General features: G+C 62.3%; 13 protein-coding genes and 1 pseudogene. All 14 read left to right on the top strand.

Annotation, left to right across the window (positions count from 1 at the left end):
• The 14 genes and pseudogenes from AC0YKC_RS26025 to AC0YKC_RS25960 all read left to right on the top strand — a co-directional run bounded on the left by AC0YKC_RS26025 (position 1) and on the right by AC0YKC_RS25960 (position 15597).
• Positions 1-1022, top strand: a pseudogene (locus AC0YKC_RS26025) (FAD binding domain-containing protein).
• A 3-nt stretch (positions 1023-1025) separates the two neighbouring features.
• Positions 1026-3302: a xanthine dehydrogenase family protein molybdopterin-binding subunit gene (locus AC0YKC_RS26020; RefSeq protein ID WP_488513144.1), complete on the top strand. Its 2277-nt coding sequence runs from the start codon at positions 1026-1028 to the stop codon at positions 3300-3302.
• A 504-nt stretch (positions 3303-3806) separates the two neighbouring features.
• Positions 3807-4463 carry a cytochrome c3 family protein gene (locus AC0YKC_RS26015; RefSeq protein ID WP_488513143.1) on the top strand — a complete coding sequence of 219 codons (657 nt, stop codon included), beginning with the start codon at positions 3807-3809 and terminating at the stop codon, positions 4461-4463.
• Complete coding sequence (locus AC0YKC_RS26010; protein ID WP_488513142.1) at positions 4447-7419, top strand: TAT-variant-translocated molybdopterin oxidoreductase; 2973 nt, start codon at positions 4447-4449, stop codon at positions 7417-7419. The genes AC0YKC_RS26015 and AC0YKC_RS26010 overlap by 17 nt, the downstream gene beginning before the upstream one ends.
• Entirely contained in the window at positions 7412-8770 is a 1359-nt protein-coding gene (nrfD, locus tag AC0YKC_RS26005) for an NrfD/PsrC family molybdoenzyme membrane anchor subunit (RefSeq protein ID WP_320293636.1), read from the top strand. The genes AC0YKC_RS26010 and nrfD overlap by 8 nt, the downstream gene beginning before the upstream one ends.
• The gene (locus tag AC0YKC_RS26000) at positions 8767-9294 is read left to right on the top strand and encodes a DUF3341 domain-containing protein (RefSeq protein ID WP_320293637.1); all 528 of its coding nucleotides are present in this window, start codon (positions 8767-8769) and stop codon (positions 9292-9294) included. The genes nrfD and AC0YKC_RS26000 overlap by 4 nt, the downstream gene beginning before the upstream one ends.
• Positions 9291-9833, top strand: coding sequence for a c-type cytochrome (locus tag AC0YKC_RS25995; protein ID WP_488513141.1), 543 nt, complete (start codon positions 9291-9293; stop codon positions 9831-9833). Before AC0YKC_RS26000 ends, AC0YKC_RS25995 begins: the two co-directional genes overlap by 4 nt.
• Complete coding sequence (locus AC0YKC_RS25990) at positions 9830-10942, top strand: hypothetical protein (RefSeq protein WP_488513140.1); 1113 nt, start codon at positions 9830-9832, stop codon at positions 10940-10942. The genes AC0YKC_RS25995 and AC0YKC_RS25990 overlap by 4 nt, the downstream gene beginning before the upstream one ends.
• On the top strand, positions 10935-11381 hold the full coding sequence (locus AC0YKC_RS25985; protein WP_488513139.1) for a hypothetical protein: 447 nt from the start codon (positions 10935-10937) through the stop codon (positions 11379-11381). Before AC0YKC_RS25990 ends, AC0YKC_RS25985 begins: the two co-directional genes overlap by 8 nt.
• Before the next feature lie 5 nt (positions 11382-11386).
• A complete protein-coding gene (locus AC0YKC_RS25980; protein ID WP_434721426.1) occupies positions 11387-12130 on the top strand; it encodes an SCO family protein in 744 nt (247 codons plus the stop codon).
• Positions 12127-13080 carry a cytochrome c oxidase subunit II gene (gene coxB / locus AC0YKC_RS25975; RefSeq protein ID WP_320293642.1) on the top strand — a complete coding sequence of 318 codons (954 nt, stop codon included), beginning with the start codon at positions 12127-12129 and terminating at the stop codon, positions 13078-13080. Before AC0YKC_RS25980 ends, coxB begins: the two co-directional genes overlap by 4 nt.
• Entirely contained in the window at positions 13077-14720 is a 1644-nt protein-coding gene (locus AC0YKC_RS25970; RefSeq protein WP_488513138.1) for a cytochrome c oxidase subunit I, read from the top strand. Before coxB ends, AC0YKC_RS25970 begins: the two co-directional genes overlap by 4 nt.
• Entirely contained in the window at positions 14717-15352 is a 636-nt protein-coding gene (locus tag AC0YKC_RS25965; RefSeq protein WP_320293644.1) for a cytochrome c oxidase subunit 3, read from the top strand. Before AC0YKC_RS25970 ends, AC0YKC_RS25965 begins: the two co-directional genes overlap by 4 nt.
• On the top strand, positions 15349-15597 hold the full coding sequence (locus AC0YKC_RS25960) for a cytochrome C oxidase subunit IV family protein (RefSeq protein WP_320293645.1): 249 nt from the start codon (positions 15349-15351) through the stop codon (positions 15595-15597). Before AC0YKC_RS25965 ends, AC0YKC_RS25960 begins: the two co-directional genes overlap by 4 nt.
• Positions 15598-16046: the final 449 nt, after the last annotated feature.

Genomic DNA, 16046 nt, shown 5'->3' with positions numbered 1-16046 from the left:
ATGCGCCCGTTTGTCTATGAACAGCCCAGCGACATCTCCGATGCTGTCGCTATCGCATCCCGCTTCACCACCAACGACGACCAGCCGACGCGAGCGAATGCGCAGTTCATCGCCGGCGGCACCAATCTCGCCGACTACATGAAGCTTGGCGTTGCGGAGCCCAACCGTCTTGTGGACCTAAACCGGCTCAAGGATCCCGGGCTACGGCAAATACGCGTGAGCGAGGATGGAGTCCGCTTCGGCGCCCTGGTGCGGATGGGTGAGGCCGCCGATCACGCCGAGATCAAGCGCCGCTATCCCGTCATTGCCGACAGCCTGCGCCTGGCCGCGAGCGGTCAGATCCGCAACATGGCTAGCCTCTCGGGCAACATCCTCCAGCGCACACGCTGCGAATATTTTCGCGAGACATCCTGGTCCTGCAACAAGCGCGTGCCGGGCTCCGGCTGCGCCGCGATAGAGGGTTTCAATCGGCAGCATGCGGTGTTGGGCGGCAGCGATGCCTGCATTGCGACCTATCACGGCGACTTGCCCAGGCGCTGATCGCCCTCGACGCCGTCGTGCATGCCGAGGGTTCGCGTGGGGCGCGCAAAATCCTATTTTCCAAATTGCATCGGCAACCTGGCGAAACGCCGCACATCGAGACCGATCTCGTTGCCGACGAGATCATCACTGCCATCGAAGTGCCGGCCCTGCCATGGGCGCGGCGCTCGCTTTACCTGAAAATTCGGGACCGTGAATCCTATGCATTCGCGCTGGCTTCGGCCGCTGTTGCGCTCGACCTGGACAGTGACAACGTTCGCGATGCGCGCATTGCGCTGGGTGGCGTGGCGACCGTGCCCTGGCGCGCCCGCGCGGCCGAACAGAGTCTGCAAGGCAAGAAGCTTGACGAAGCCACCGCCACTGCGGCGGCGGACGCCGCCTTCGCCGAGGCCCAGCCGCGCCAGCACAATGCGTTCAAGATCGAGCTCGGCAAACGAACGCTGATGCGCGCGCTGCTTGAAACCCGCGACATGAAGGTATGAACCATGGACGCCACACCAACACCCAAAGAAAATCAGGGCGAACCGCTGCCGCGCATCGATGCGCGCCTGAAAGTCACCGGACAGGCGCATTATCCCGCCGACTTGCCGAGCCCCAACGTCGCATACGGCGCATTGGCTACCAGCAGCATTGCCAGAGGCAAGGTGACGAAGCTCGACCTGGACAAAGCCCGCGCGGTGCCCGGCCTGCTCGACATTGTTACCTATGGCGACATGGACAAGGTCGAGAAACCGAAATTCGGCAATTCCGGCGCGACCTCGATCGGACCGCTGCATGACCGGACGATCTTCCACGACGGCCAGATCATCGCGCTCGCGGTCGCCGAGACATTCGAAGCAGCCGAAGAGGCGGCGCAGTTGATCCGCGCCGAGTATGATGTGGAGGCTCCGACGGCGAGCTTCGACAGTCGGGGCACGGTGACCATTCCCGCCGCCGGCAAGAGTCCTTTGTTCAAGGAAGACGTGAAGGCCGGCGACTTCGATGCCGCCTATGCCGCCGCCGCCGTCAAGGTCGACGAACGCTATTCGACACCCGCGCAGCACCACAATCCGATCGAGCTGTTTTCAACCACCGCTTTCTGGCAGGGCGACGAGCTGACCATACACGAGCCGTCGCAGAATGTGACCGGCTGGAAGGTCGAGCTTGCCAGACAGTTGAAGATCGATCCGGCAAAGGTGCGTATCGTCAGCCCCTTCATCGGCGGCGCCTTTGGTTCCAAGGGGCCGATGACACCCCGCACCGCCATTGTCGCCATCGCCGCCAGGCGGCTCGGCCGCCCGGTGCGCTGCGTGGTCAGCCGCATGCAAGCCTTCGGCACTCAGACCTATAGGGCGGAGACGAGGCACCGCATCAGGATCGGCGCTGACAAGGACGGGCGCATCACGGCCTTTGCGCATGAAGGCTGGGAGGTCACCTCGCGGCCAGACCTCTATGTCGTGGGGGGGACATCAGCAACTGGACGGATGTATGACTACGCCTCGGTGCTGACACACGTCTCGGTGGTGCAGGCGGACCGCAACACGCCTGGCTACATGCGCTCGCCGCCAGAGACCCCTTATGTCTATGCGCTCGAAAACGCCATGGACGAAATGGCTGTGACGCTCGGCATGGACCCGGTGGAGTTCCGCCGGATCAATGAACCGGTGACAGAGCCGATCGGCAAAAAGCCATTCTCCAGCCGCTCGCTGATCCAATGCTACGACCAGGCGGCGGAAGCTTTCGGTTGGGCCAAGCGCGAGGCGAAAGTCGGCGCGATGCGTGACGGCGACTGGCTGGTCGGCATGGGCTGTGCCACGGCGATCTATCCCACCGCCGTCGCGCCATGCGCGGCACGGGTGCGCCTCACCATCGACGGCGATGTTCGGCTGCAATGTGGTTCCCACGAGATCGGCACCGGCGTGCGTACCGTGGCCGGCCAGATGGCGTCGGAGCGGCTCGGCGTCGGCATCGATCGGGTCAGCGTCGAGATGGGCGACAGCAACCTGCCTCCGGCTCCGGTCTCCGGTGGGTCGATCTCCACAGCTAGCGTGTGTTCGGCGGTGCTCAAAGCCTGCGACGCCATCCGCAGCAAGCTCTTTGCCGCCGCGACCGCAGAAGGCGGTCCGTTGGCCGGCTCCCATAACGAGGAATTCGACCTCACCGACGGAAAGATCGTGGCAAAGGGCGGTGCGTCGGCCAAGGTCGAAGACATCCTGAAGACCATGCAGGTCGGCGCCATCGAGGAGTATGCCGAGTTTGCGCCGAAGGGCGCGACGCCCGAGGCGCTGAAGAAGCTTTATGCTGGCACGCCGGAGTTCCACGGCGGTGAACAGGATGCGGGCTCGGTAAAATACGCTTTCGGTGCCGAATTCGTCGAAGTCCGCATCAACCGCTACACTCTGGAAATTCGCGTTCCACGCATTGTCGGGGCGTTCGCGGCCGGCCGCATCATGAACACGCGCACGGCGCGCAGCCAGTTGATGGGCGGCATGATCTGGGGCATCGGCCAGGCGCTGCATGAAGCGACGGAAATCGACCGTCGCTACGCCCGCTATGTGAACCGGGACCTGCAGGATTATCTCGTGCCGGTCAATGCCGACATCAAGGACCTGCAGGTGATCCTGATTCCGGAGGTCGACCATGCGGTCAACCCTGCCGGCGTCAAGGGCCTTGGCGAACTCGGCAATGTCGGCACCGCCGCTGCTGTTGCGAGTGCTGTTTATCATGCGACCGGCAAGCGCATCCGCGACCTGCCGATCAGGATTGAGCAACTTCTCGCCTGAGTATGCTCTAAGACCGTTCTATGATTGGGGAGACCCATGTTTCACATTGGCATGTGGATGCTGCCCGTCGCGGGCGTCCCTTTGTTCCTCATCCTGATCTGGATGTATTTTCTTGCCAGGCGTCGAAGTCGTAGACTGGCGGAGAGGAGAGACGGCCCTTCGCGGACGACGGGACGCCGTCGTGGCGACCTAGAAGGTTAAAGCGCTTTTTAAGCCGGTCTCATCCAGTCGGCAGAGCATAGGCGATGACTTCATCGCCAACCTTGGTTCCCATGAAACGATGTCCTCCAGGCGCGATGACTATGTATTGCCTCATAGGTCATCGGCCCGATCGTGATATCTGGCGAACGCGTGCGACTGCCTGTGGTTGCGGATTAATTTTGAAGCCGGCTCTCGCTGTGGGTCACCATTTTGTGATCCTTTTGCGGCTTCGGAACCTTCGAGGCAAAAGCACCGTTAGGTGTCGTCAACATTGAGTTTGCCTTTAGCAGAATCGGCGAGGGGATGCCGCAGATCTTCTCGAAAAACGCCAACGGCGTTGCGCGCTTTGTCATCTGGGGAAGTTGTGCGGTTCTGCTGATCGCCGCCGCGATCGGGACAATCCTTCCCCGTTCGGACTTTGCAACGGGAGTAGGTGAGCCATTGGCGCAGCCGGTGCCGTTCAGCCATAAGCATCATGTCGGCCAGCTCGGCATCGACTGCCGCTATTGCCACAACGGCGTCGAAACCTCCTCGTCGGCGGGTTTACCACCGACCGAAGTTTGCATGACCTGCCATTCGCAGCTCTTCACCAATGCCGACATGCTGGCGCCGGTGCGTGCAAGCCTCACCAGCGGCAAGCCGATCGAATGGCAGCGGGTCAACACCGTGCCCGATTTCGTTTTCTTCAATCACGCGATCCATATCGACAAGGGCATCGCCTGCGAGACCTGCCATGGCGAGGTCGACCAGATGCCGCTGACGATGCGGGCACATACGCTCAGCATGGAATGGTGTCTGGGCTGTCATCGCAATCCCGGTCCTAATCTGCGTCCGCCGAAGGACGTGTTCCTGATGCACTGGCGGCCGCCAGCCGACATCGATGAGATCAGGCGACAGCTGATCGGCATGCTCGACATCCATCCCGAGACGATGACGGATTGCTATGTCTGCCATCGCTGAAAAGGGCCGGCCCGCCATCGACATCGCAGCGTTGCGCCGACGGCTGACAAGCGATCGCGACATGTGGCGCAGTCTCGACGAGATCGCCGGCACCAACGATTTCCGCCGCTTTGTCGAAACCGAATTCCCGGCAATCGCGGAGCGCCTGCCGGCAAGGCCGAACAGACGCACGCTGCTGAAGCTGATGGGCGCGTCGCTGTCGCTAGCCGGTCTGGCTGCCTGCAGCAGAGCGGAGAGCATCGTCCCTTATGTGCGCCAGCCGGAAATCCTGATCCCGGGCAAGCCGACCTACTACGCGACAACCTTGTCGAGCGACGGCTTCGGCATCGGCGCCATAGTCGAGAGCCATGAAGGGCGGCCGACAAAGGTCGAGGGCAATCCGGATCATCCGGCATCGCTTGGCGGAACCGACGCGGTGATGCAGGCGGCTGTGCTGATGCTGTTCGATCCCGATCGTTCACGCACGCCGCTGAAGAATGGCGAGCCGGCATCTTATGGCGATTTCCTGAAGGACATGGCAGGGCTCGTTTCGCAATGGACGGCATCGAAGGGGCAGGGCGGTGCCTTGCTGATAGAATCAACGACCTCGCCGACTCTCGCGGCACAGCTGGATGCGCTGCGGACACGCTATCCAAAGCTGAAAATTTACCGCCACGATCCGCTGGCGGCGCCGGGATCGGCCGAGGCGTCGCGTGCTCTGTTCGGGGCGGCACTGACGCCGGTCTATCGTTTCAATCGTACAGAAACGATCGTGAGCCTTGATGCCGATTTCCTGGGAGAGGGGCCAGGGCGGCTCGTCTATGCGCGCGACTTCGCAGCGCGGCGACGCGTGCGCAGCCCGAGTGACCGCATGAGCCGGCTTTACGCGGTGGAGTCGACGCCGACGATCACCGGCGCAGCAGCCGATCATCGGCTTGCGATCAAGCCAAGCGAGATGGAGGAGGTGGCTGCGAGATTGATTGCGGCGTTAAGTGGCCAAGCCGGAACTTCCCGCACATCTATCGACCAGACATGGATGACAGCGCTGGTCGACGATCTGAAGGCGGCCGGCCACAGCGCGCTGGTCGTTCCGGGTGCGCATCAGAGCGCGTTCGTTCACGCCGCCGCGTTTGCCGCCAACGCGAGCCTTGGTGCGCTCGGCAATACAGTGGAGTTTATCGAGGCGCCGGATGCGCTGTCGGTCGATGGCGATCTGGAGGCGATGTACGAAGCGATTGGCCTCAAGGCGATCGACACAGTGGTCGTGCTGGGCGCAAACCCACTCTACACCGCGCCGGCAGGCCTCGATGTGCAAAAGGCCTTCTCCAGCGTCAAGCTGCTCGTCCATCATGGGCTCTACCGCGACGAGACCGCTTTCCTGGCGCACTGGCATCTGCCCGCGGCGCACGAGCTCGAGAGCTGGAGCGACATCCGTGCCTATGACGGCAGCACCTCGATGGTGCAGCCGCTGATCAGGCCGCTTTACGACGGAAAGACCGGGCATGAGCTGCTCGCCGTGCTTGGTGGCGCGTTCGATACGGATCCGCTTTTGCTTGTCCGGCAGCATTGGACCGAGCTCGATGATGACGCGTGGAGAAAGGCTCTGCGCGACGGGGTCATAGCAAATGGTGCCGCCAAGCCAGTATCCGTCACAGTGCCGCCGGACCTGGCCGGATTGAAGCCGGCGGCAAAAGCAGGCACCGGTATCGATATCCGCTTCGTCGCCGATCCCTGGTTGCGCGACGGTCGTTTCGCCAACGCCTCATGGCTGCAGGAACTGCCGCGACCCTTGACCAAGATCGTATGGGGTAATGCCGCGCTCATCTCGCCCGCCACGGCCGAGCGACTGAAAGTCGGAAACGGCCAGGCCATCAACGTCGCGTGCGACGGAGCGGACATCGACGCGCCGGCCTGGATCGTGCCCGGCCACCCGGACGAAACGATAACGCTTTCCATTGGCTTCGGGCGAAAGGTCGGTTCTGTCGCTCTCCTATCGGGAGGCTATGACGCTTTCCAATTGCGCCGTGGGTCGCAATGGTTCGCGACCGGCGCGGCCATCACGCTCCGCAAGAACAGCATGCGCGTCATCACCACGCAGCAACACCAGGCGATGGAAGGTCGCGCCATTGTGCGCCACGCCTCGCTCGACGCATTCCGGCAGAATCCAGATTTCGTGCGCACGGACTCACCGTCGGCGCCGACTGAATCGCTTTATCCCGCCTGGCCCTACAAACAGGAAGCCTGGGCCATGGCGATCGATCTGTCGACCTGCATCGGCTGCATGGCCTGCGTCTCGGCCTGCCAGGCGGAAAACAACATCGCGCCGGTCGGGCCGGACGAATGCGAGCGCGGCCACGAGATGCACTGGCTGCGGGTCGATCGCTACTATGCCGGGCCAGTCGATGCGCCCGAGACCTTTTTCCAGCCCGTGCCGTGCATGCATTGCGAGAAGGCGCCCTGCGAAGTGGTGTGCCCGGTCAACGCTACCGTCCATACGCATGATGGGCTGAATGCGCAGGTTTATAACCGTTGCATTGGCACGCGCTATTGCTCGCAGAACTGCCCCTACAAGGTGCGGCGCTTCAATTTTCTCGAGCACCAATCCTTCGACAAGGACGAAGCTGGGCCGGAGCAGGCCGTTCACAACCCCAATGTCAGCGTGCGCTCGCGCGGGGTGATGGAGAAATGCACCTATTGCGTCCAGCGCATCAGCGCCAAACGCATCCAGGCCCAGATCGAGAACCGCGACCTCGCCGATGGCGAGGTGGTCACCGCCTGCCAGCAGGCCTGCCCGACCCTGGCCATCACTTTCGGCGATCGCAACAAGAAAGATGCAAAGGTCGTTCGCGAGAAAAGCGCGCCGCAGAATTACGCGCTGCTCGAGGAACTGAATACACGGCCGCGCACCACCTATCTCGGCAAGATTTGCAATCCGAACGGCAAGCTTGCCAAGCCGGGCGAGGCGACCGATGGCTGAAGCCAGCGCGAACAGCCCGGCCGTCTTGCGCGGGCGGCACGATTCTCGCGAGATCAGTGGGCGCATCGGCTCGATCGTGCTCAACGGCCGCCTGCCGCGTCATTTCTGGGCGGCGTTCTTCCTCTGCTTCCTGCTGGTTTTGCTGCTGCTCTATTCAATCACCTACCTGATCGCGGTCGGCGTGGGCGCCTACGGCATCAATATGCCGGTGGTCTGGGGCACGATGATCTCCAACTTCGTCTGGTGGATCGGCATCGGTCATGCCGGCACGTTGATCTCGGCGGTGCTTCTGCTGCTGCGCCAGCCGTGGCGCGCCTCGATCAATCGCTTCGCCGAGGCCATGACGCTGTTCGCCGTTGCCATGGCCGGACTTTTTCCGATCCTGCATCTCGGCCGACCGTGGTTCTTCTACTGGCTGCTGCCGTTGCCCAATGTGCATATGCACTGGCCACAATGGCGCAGCCCCCTGGTCTGGGATTTTGCGGCGATCGCGACCTACGCGACCGTCTCGCTGCTGTTCTGGTACATGGGTCTGCTGCCGGATCTGGCGGTGCTGCGCGATCGCGCAAGCTCGAAACCGGCGCAGCTCTTCTATGGCATATTGGCGCTTGGCTGGCGCGGCTCGGCTTATCATTGGGCGCGCTACCAGGTCGTCTATTTCCTGCTTGCGGCCTTAGCCACGCCGCTGGTCGTCTCGGTGCATTCGATCGTCTCGCTCGATTTCACCTTCGCGATCACGCCCGGCTACCACTCGACGATCTTTCCGCCTTATTTCGTCGCCGGCGCGCTGCTCTCCGGCTTCGCCATGGTGCTTACCATCGCCATTCCGCTGCGCTGGGCTTTCTCGGTCGAGGACCTGATCACGCTCAGGCACATGGACAACGCCGCCAAGCTGATGATCGCCGCCGGCATGGTCGTCGCCTATGGCTATGTCTCGGAAGCGTTCTTCGCCTGGTATTCAGGCAAGCCTTATGAACGCGCGATGATGGCCCAGCGCGCGCTGGGTCCATACGCGACATTGTTCTGGACGATGATCGGCCTGAACTGCGGCGTGCTGCAATTGCTGTGGTTTAGGCGCGTCCGACGCAACATGCCGCTGCTGTTCGCGATCGCCATCGCCATCAATATCGGCATGTGGATCGAACGCTACATCATCGTCGTGACGGGCCCGAGCCGCGATTACCTGCCGTCGTCCTGGGGCGAGCAGTCGCTGACTTGGCTCGATTTCGGTATCCTGTTCGGCTCGATCGGCACTTTCTTCGCGCTCGTCTTCCTGTTCATCCGCATCCTGCCGGCGATCACGATCTTCGAGGTCGAGGAACTGGCCGAGGAAGAGGGCAAGCTCAAATGAGCCTCTACGGTCTCATGGCGGTTTTTGCCGATCCCGAAGCGCTCGTCGAGGCAGCGCGCGGCATGCGCGAGCGCGGCTATCGGCGCATGGATGCGTTCTCGCCATTTCAGGTGAAAGAGCTGGAGGGGATATTGGCGATCCCGAAGACGCGCCTGCCCTGGGCCGTGCTCGCCGGCGGCATTGCCGGCGCGGCTCTCGTCTATGCTCTGCTCTGGTACTCGGTCGAAGTCGACTATCCCATCAATGTCGGCGGACGTCCGCTGCATTCCTGGCCGCCTTTCGTCGTCATCGCCTTCGAGGCCGGCATTATGGGCGCCGCCTTTGCCGGATTTGTGGGCGTGCTCGCGGCCAATGGGCTGCCCCGCTACCATCATCCGGTCTTCAACGCCGAGAGCTTCAGCTACGCGCGCGGTGGCAAGTTCTATCTTCTGATCGAAGCGGCCGATCCGAAATACCGCAAGGGCGTCACCAAGGGCCAACTGACGCGGCTCGGCGCCGAGACCGTCGAGGAGGTCGAAGCGTGAACCGCTTGCGCCTCACGCTGATCCTCGGTGCGCTGTCCGTCGCCGGCTGCCGGCAGGACATGGAGGACCAGCCGCGCTACGATCCGCTAGAGGCGAGCAACCAGTTCGCCGACGGCATGTCGGCACGCACGCCGGTAACGGGCACCGTCGCGCGCGATGCCGATCTTTCGCTTGTCCCGGACAGGATCCCCTATCCGATCACGATCGCGCTGCTGCTGCGTGGCCAGCAGCGTTTCGACATCTTCTGCTCGCCCTGTCACGGCCGCACGGGCGACGGTCATGGCATGATTGTCCAGCGTGGTTTTCCGGCGCCGCCGACTTATCATCAGGATGCGCTTCGCAAGGCCTCCGACCGGCATTTCTACGATGTCATCACCAATGGCTATGGCGCCATGTATTCCTACGCGGCGCGCGTGCCGCAGCAAGACCGCTGGGCGATCGTTGCCTATATCCGCGCGCTGCAATATTCGCGCAACGCACCAGTCGCTGAGCTTCCGCAGACCTTGCGCGCGCGGCTCGAAGCGGAGACATCGCCGTGAGCCGCCTCGAGCAGGGTTTTGCCGCCGTCGGCATCACAGGGCTCGTTCCTTGCGTTCTTGGCGCATCGCTTGATGTCAAAGCGATGCTGGGCGCCTGGCTCGCGGCGGCTCTCTTCGCGCTCAGCCTGCCGCTCGGCGCGCTGACCATATTGATGGTGCATGGGCTGACCGGCGGACGCTGGGGCGAGGCGGTCCGTCAGCCTTTGCGGGCCATGACCGCAACACTGCCGTTTGGACTCGTCTTGCTCCTGCCGGTGCTGATGAGGCTCGATCTGATCTTACCATGGGCCGGCGCCGATCCCGCGACGCTGTCCGAGAAGGTTCGAGAGAAGCTTGCCTATCTCAACGTGCCATTCTTCATGCTGCGCTTTGCTGTCTGCGCGGCGATCTGGCTCGTCCTCACTTGGGTGGTGCTCCGCCCGACTTCAGAGGGTTCCGGGAAGGCTGGCAGCGGGAGGAAATATGCCCTTAGCCTGATCCTCCATGCGCTTGCCGTCAGCGTCTTTGCCATCGACTGGATGCTTTCGATCGAGCCCGAATTCACCTCGACTATCTACGCACTTTGCGAGGCTTCAGCGGAGGTCACTGGAGCTTTCGCTCTGGCGATCCTTGTGCTGGCGGCGAGGCAGGCGGTCGAGGTCATACCCGGCGGTGAGGAAGATGCCGCGCTTGGCGAAGACCTTGCCAACATGCAGCTCGGCTTCGTGCTGACCTGGATCTACCTCGTCTTCATGCAGTGGGTTGTCGTCTGGGGCGGTGACCTTCCGGACGAGATCCAGTGGTACATCGTCCGGGCCACCGGCGGCTGGTGGTATCTGCTGTGGCTGCTGATTGCCTTGCAGGTGGCTGCGTTCGCAGGCTCGCTCAGCCGACCGCTCAAGCGCAGCCATGACGGCTTGGTCTGGCTGGCAGGAGTAACTTTAGCAGGCCATTTCGCCGATGTGTTCTGGCGTATTCGCCCACCGCTGTTTTCCGGCGGCTTGCTGGGACTATGGCGAGATGCGGCAGCATGGATTGGAGTTGGCGGGCTGTGGCTCGTGCTCTTCCTCTTCCTTCTTCGCCGACCGGATCGGATCACTTGGTGGAAGCGGGAGGTCGCCCATGGCTAAGGCGCACCGCCATCCCGAAGTGCGCGATGTCCAGCCGGGTGTGCTGCTCGCTTTCAGCGGCGGTCTGCTTCTGTTCATCGCTTTAGCCACGATCGGCGTGAAGCTTGCCTTCAACACCGCGCCGACCTGGTTGCCGGTTCCGGGCAACACTAGTCCGGAAAGCCCTGGGTTGCAGACCGCGCCAAACCAGGACCTGATCAGCTTTCGCGCCGAGGAGGATCGCCAGCTCAAAATGCTTGGCTGGATCGACCGCGATGCCGGCATCGCTTGTATGCCGATCGACGACGCCATGTGGGCGATTGTCAGCAACGGTTTGCCGGATTGGTCGCAGCAGCGATCAGTGAGCTCTGGAGGGGATGACTGCGGGTTGGTTACTGCGGCGGTTCCCCGCGCTCCGCAGAGTCAGAATTGCCGGGGGCAAAGCGGAGCAGGACGATGAGAAGCTTGTTCGCTGCGCTTTGTTTGTTCATTGCCGGCGCGGCTCCTGCCGCCGAGCGACCGACATTCGATCCGAGGCTCGGAGCGCAACTGACTCTCGATCGCGAAATGACCGATGCAAGCGGTGCGAGGCTGACGCTTGGCAAAACACTGAACGGCCGTCCAGCCCTGGTCATCTTTGGCTACGACAAATGCCCGAACCTTTGCGGCGTCACCCAGCAGGCTGTCGCGTCCGACCTGAAAAAGACATCGCTTCTCCCGACAGATTACCGCGCGCTGTTCATCTCGATCGACGCCGATGAGACCCCCGCCGATGCCACAGCGGCACGGGATGAGATCGCTTCCGCCGCCGGTCCGGTGGGCCTGTCCACCTGGCGTTTTCTGACCAGCAGCGAAGGTGCTGGCGCAGCGCTCGCCAACGAGGCCGGCATCACTTTCGATCGGCGCAAAGGCATCGATCAGTTTGTCCATCCGATCGCAATTATCGCGCTCACACCCTCGGGCCGAATTTCACAGGTGCTGCCGGCGCTGACCTTTACGCCGCGCGACCTCGAGCTTGCATTGGTCGAGGCGTCGGCCAACAAACTTGGCTCTATCGCGGATCACGCCTTCCTGCTTTGCGCTGGGTTCGACAGGTCGAAAGGCCAGTACACGCCTGCCATCTGGGCGGCGCTGAAAGTGGCAGGCCTGGCAACGCTACTCGGCCTCGGCGCAACTGTGCTCTGGCAGACCTGGGGGAGGGCAAGGTGAGCTTCGGCATCCCCTTCTTCCCGCAGGAAGCCTCGTCGGAAGCCGGCCAGATTGATGCGCTATTTTACACGTTGGTCGCTTTTTCAATCCTTCTCGGACTGGCGCTCAGCGGCCTGGTCGTCGGCTATGCGGTGAAATACCGCATCGGCTCGAAGGCGGATCGCACAGGCAAGCGTTCCCGCAGCCTGCCGCTTGAGATGAGCTGGACCGTGGCCAGCCTGGTCATTGCCTTTGTCTTCTTCGGCTGGGGCGCCACCCTTTTCGTTCGGCGCGACCATCCGCCGGCGGATGCGCTGGAGATCATCGCACTCGGCAAGCAATGGATGTGGGAGTTCAGACAGCCCGGCGGTCAGCGTGAGATCAACGAATTGCATGTTCCGATCGGCAAACCGGTCGTGGTGTCGCTCGCCTCGCAGGACGTCATCCACTCCTTCTACGTGCCGGCATTCCGCATCAAGCAGGACGCGGTGCCGGGCCGCACGACGCATATCTGGTTCATCGCCACGGAGCCCGGCCGCTATCATCTGTTCTGCGCCCAATATTGCGGCACGCAACATTCCCAAATGGGCGGCTGGGTGACTGTGATGGCGCCCGAGCAATATGCCGCCTGGCTGAACAGTCAGAGCGAAGGCGAGACGCTCGCCGCGAGCGGCGAGAAACTGTTTCGCGCGCTGGGATGCTCCGGCTGCCATGGCGCCAGCAGCAAGGTGAGGGCGCCCTCGCTTGAAGACATCTTCGGTCGGCCGGTGGCGCTCGACAACCAGCAGACAGTGATCGCCGACGAGCGCTATCTGCGCGACTCCATCCTCAATCCGAAGAAGGAGATCGCCGCCGGTTACGAGCCGGTGATGCCGAGCTTCGACGGCCTGATCGATGAAGGTGAGCTGCAGATGCTGCTCGCCTATCTGAAGTCGTTATCGCGTCTACCTAAGGCAGGAGCCAAGCCATGACCAACGCGGCGATGCCTGGCACTTATCTAGAGGAGGGAAGCGGCCCTCGCGCGTGGCTGCTGACCACTGACCATAAGCGCGTGGCGTGGCTTTACCTGATCTCGCTGACGGCCTTCTTCTTCCTCGGCGGCGCCATGGCGGTGCTGATGCGGATCGAGCTCGCGACACCGGCCGGCGACCTTGTGTCTGACGATGTCTACAACCGGCTGTTCTCGCTGCACGGCATCATCATGGTCTGGTTCTTCCTGGTGCCGTCGATCCCGGCCACGCTTGGCAATTTCCTTTTGCCGCTGATGATCGGCGCGCGCGATCTCGCTTTCCCGCGACTAAACCTCGTCAGCTGGTACGTCTTCATTTTCGGCAGCCTGTTCGCGCTGTTTGCGGTGGTGGCCGGCGGCGTGGACACCGGCTGGACGTTCTACACGCCGCTGTCGACGCTCTACGCCAATGGCTGGGTCTCGACCGCGGCTTTCGGCGTCTTCATTGTCGGGTTCTCGACGATCATGACCGGCATCAACTTCATCGTCACCGTGCACATGCTGCGCGCTCCCGGGCTCATCTGGTTTCGCCTGCCGATTTTCGTCTGGACGCTTTACGCCACCAGCCTGGTGATGGTGCTGGCCACCCCGGTGCTTGCCGCCTCCCTGATCCTAATCGTGCTGGAGCGTGTCTTCGGCATTGGCATCTTCAATCCCGATCTCGGGGGAGATCCTTTGCTCTTTCAGGATCTATTCTGGTTCTATTCGCACCCTGCGGTCTACATCATGATCCTGCCCGGAATGGGCGTCGTGTCGGAGGTGCTGCCCTGTTTCAGCCGCCGACCGCTGTTCGGTTACAAGGCGGTGGCGATGTCGTCGATGGCGATCGCCGTCTTCGGCTTCCTGGTCTGGGGCCACCACATGTTCGTCAGCGGGCAATCGGCCTATGCCGGGGTGGTGTTCTCGTTCCTGTCCTTCTGTGTCGCTATTCCGTCGGCGATCAAGGTCTTCAACTGGAGCCTGACGCTGCGCAAGGGCGAGATCAGCTTCGAGACGCCGATGCTTTACGCGCTGTTCTTCCTCGCGCTGTTCACCTTCGGCGGATTGGCTGGGCTGTTCCTTGCGTCGCTCGCGGTCGACGTGCATGTCCATGACACCTACTTTGTCATCGCACATTTCCACTACATCATGGTTGGCGGCATGGTGACCGCCTATATGGCCGGCCTGCATTTCTGGTGGCCAAAATTGACCGGCCGCATGTATTCGGAAACGTCAGGGAGGATTGCGGCGACTGTCACCTTCATCGGCTTCAACCTGACCTTCTTCCCGCAATATGTGCTGGGCTTCGACGGTATGCCGCGGCGCTACCATACCTATCCGCCGGAGTTCCAGTTCTGGAACGTGTTGTCCTCGGCCGGCGCCGTGGTGCTGGCGATCGGCTATCTGATGCCGTTGTTCTACCTCGGCTGGTCGCTGTTTCGCGGCGCCCGCGCAGTGCACAATCCGTGGAGCGCCACCGGGCTCGAATGGCAAACGAGCTCGCCGCCGCCGCCGCATAATTTCGAGACGATACCGGTCGTGACGCGGCCGGCCTATGACTACGACATGAAGGGGCTCGAGCACGAACGCTTCAGTCCGCACCGGGAGGAGGCGGCGGGATGAGCGGCACCGAAAGCGTCGCTTTCGATACACCTCAACGCGAACGGCGAGCCGACACTTTCGCCATGTGGGTGTTCATCGGCTCCGAGGCGATGCTGTTCGGCGCCATCTTTCTGGTCTTCCTTGTCGCGCATATCGATTTCGGCCCCGCCTTCGCCGCAGCCTCGAAACATCTTTCGCTGCCGCTCGGCACCTTCAACACCGCGGTGCTGATCACCAGCAGTTTCACCATGGCGCTGGCCCATAAGCTTGCCGTTCACAGACGCTGGAGCGCGACCGTTTGGGCGCTGGCCGCGACGTCGGCGCTGGGTATCTGCTTCCTGATCGTGAAGGGGATCGAATATAGCAGGGAGATCAGCGACGGCCTGGCGCCGCTCCTCGGCCTGCCGTTTCGCTATGCCGGGCCGGACCCGGCCCAAGCCGAGTTGTTTTTCGGCCTCTATTTCACAATGACCTCGTTGCATGCGCTGCACCTGATCGGCGGCCTGGTGGTCGTCGCCGGTATGGTCGCGCTCTGGCCGACTTCCAGCCCTGCCAACCGGCTGCGCCAGGTGGTGGCCGTCGGTCTTTACTGGCACTTCGTCGACATCATCTGGGTTTTCATGTTCCCCGTTCTTTACCTGATCAACCGATGAGCGAACTGCGCAAACTCACGTTCGGCTATCTCGGGCTGCTCGCGCTGCTGGCGCTGACGGTCGGCTCCTCCTTGATCGATCTCGGCCCCTTCAATGTCGCCCTTAACCTGGCGATAGCGGCCGCGAAGGCGGTCCTGATCGCCATGCTGTTCATGCATCTGATCGGTACGTTGCCCCGGCTTGCCGTTGTGGCCGCGGGGCTTTGGCTCATCATCCTGTTCGGGCTGACACTGATCGGACGTTAAAGCGCGTCGGGCTGAAGCGGTTCAGGCGGCCCCGGCCTTTTCCGTGCTTCGTCGGTCACAGCGATCCGCGACTGGTTCGCGTCGCCAAGCCAATCCCCGAACTCGAAACCGACCAATGGATCGTCACCCAACACCAGGAACGTCACTTCCCGCCGGTCCGAAAAGTCGCCAATCGAATTAGCGCCTTGATGCGGCCCACCAGCCGCTGTTTCGCGGCGAGATGCCGATACGGTAAGCCGTCGTCGGTGAAGAACACGGAATGCTGTGATGCGATTTAGGATTCTGTTCCAATGATTTTGCCGAAAATCGTAGCATTTTGAGCGGCGATTTCCGACAAATTGAAAAAGTGCCCGTTCAAAAGGGGTGGAACTCGTTACCACCGCCGAACCGGTTGACATCGGTCGCCATGCCGCCGACATCGGCATCCGCAGTGAGCGCCAGACCGAGCA

The organism is Mesorhizobium sp. CNPSo 4661 (assembly GCF_057784215.1).
Note: the sequence above shows the minus strand (reverse complement) of the source record. Positions and strands in the feature narration are given on the sequence as shown.

Coding starts and splice junctions, on each gene's coding strand:
- AC0YKC_RS25965 (WP_320293644.1), top strand. CDS start 14,717: ATGAGCGGCACCGAAAGCGTCGCTTTCGATACACCTCAACGCGAACGG.
- AC0YKC_RS25985 (WP_488513139.1), top strand. CDS start 10,935: ATGGCTAAGGCGCACCGCCATCCCGAAGTGCGCGATGTCCAGCCGGGT.
- AC0YKC_RS26015 (WP_488513143.1), top strand. CDS start 3,807: ATGCCGCAGATCTTCTCGAAAAACGCCAACGGCGTTGCGCGCTTTGTC.
- AC0YKC_RS26010 (WP_488513142.1), top strand. CDS start 4,447: ATGTCTGCCATCGCTGAAAAGGGCCGGCCCGCCATCGACATCGCAGCG.
- nrfD (WP_320293636.1), top strand. CDS start 7,412: ATGGCTGAAGCCAGCGCGAACAGCCCGGCCGTCTTGCGCGGGCGGCAC.
- AC0YKC_RS25960 (WP_320293645.1), top strand. CDS start 15,349: ATGAGCGAACTGCGCAAACTCACGTTCGGCTATCTCGGGCTGCTCGCG.
- AC0YKC_RS25970 (WP_488513138.1), top strand. CDS start 13,077: ATGACCAACGCGGCGATGCCTGGCACTTATCTAGAGGAGGGAAGCGGC.
- AC0YKC_RS26000 (WP_320293637.1), top strand. CDS start 8,767: ATGAGCCTCTACGGTCTCATGGCGGTTTTTGCCGATCCCGAAGCGCTC.
- AC0YKC_RS26020 (WP_488513144.1), top strand. CDS start 1,026: ATGGACGCCACACCAACACCCAAAGAAAATCAGGGCGAACCGCTGCCG.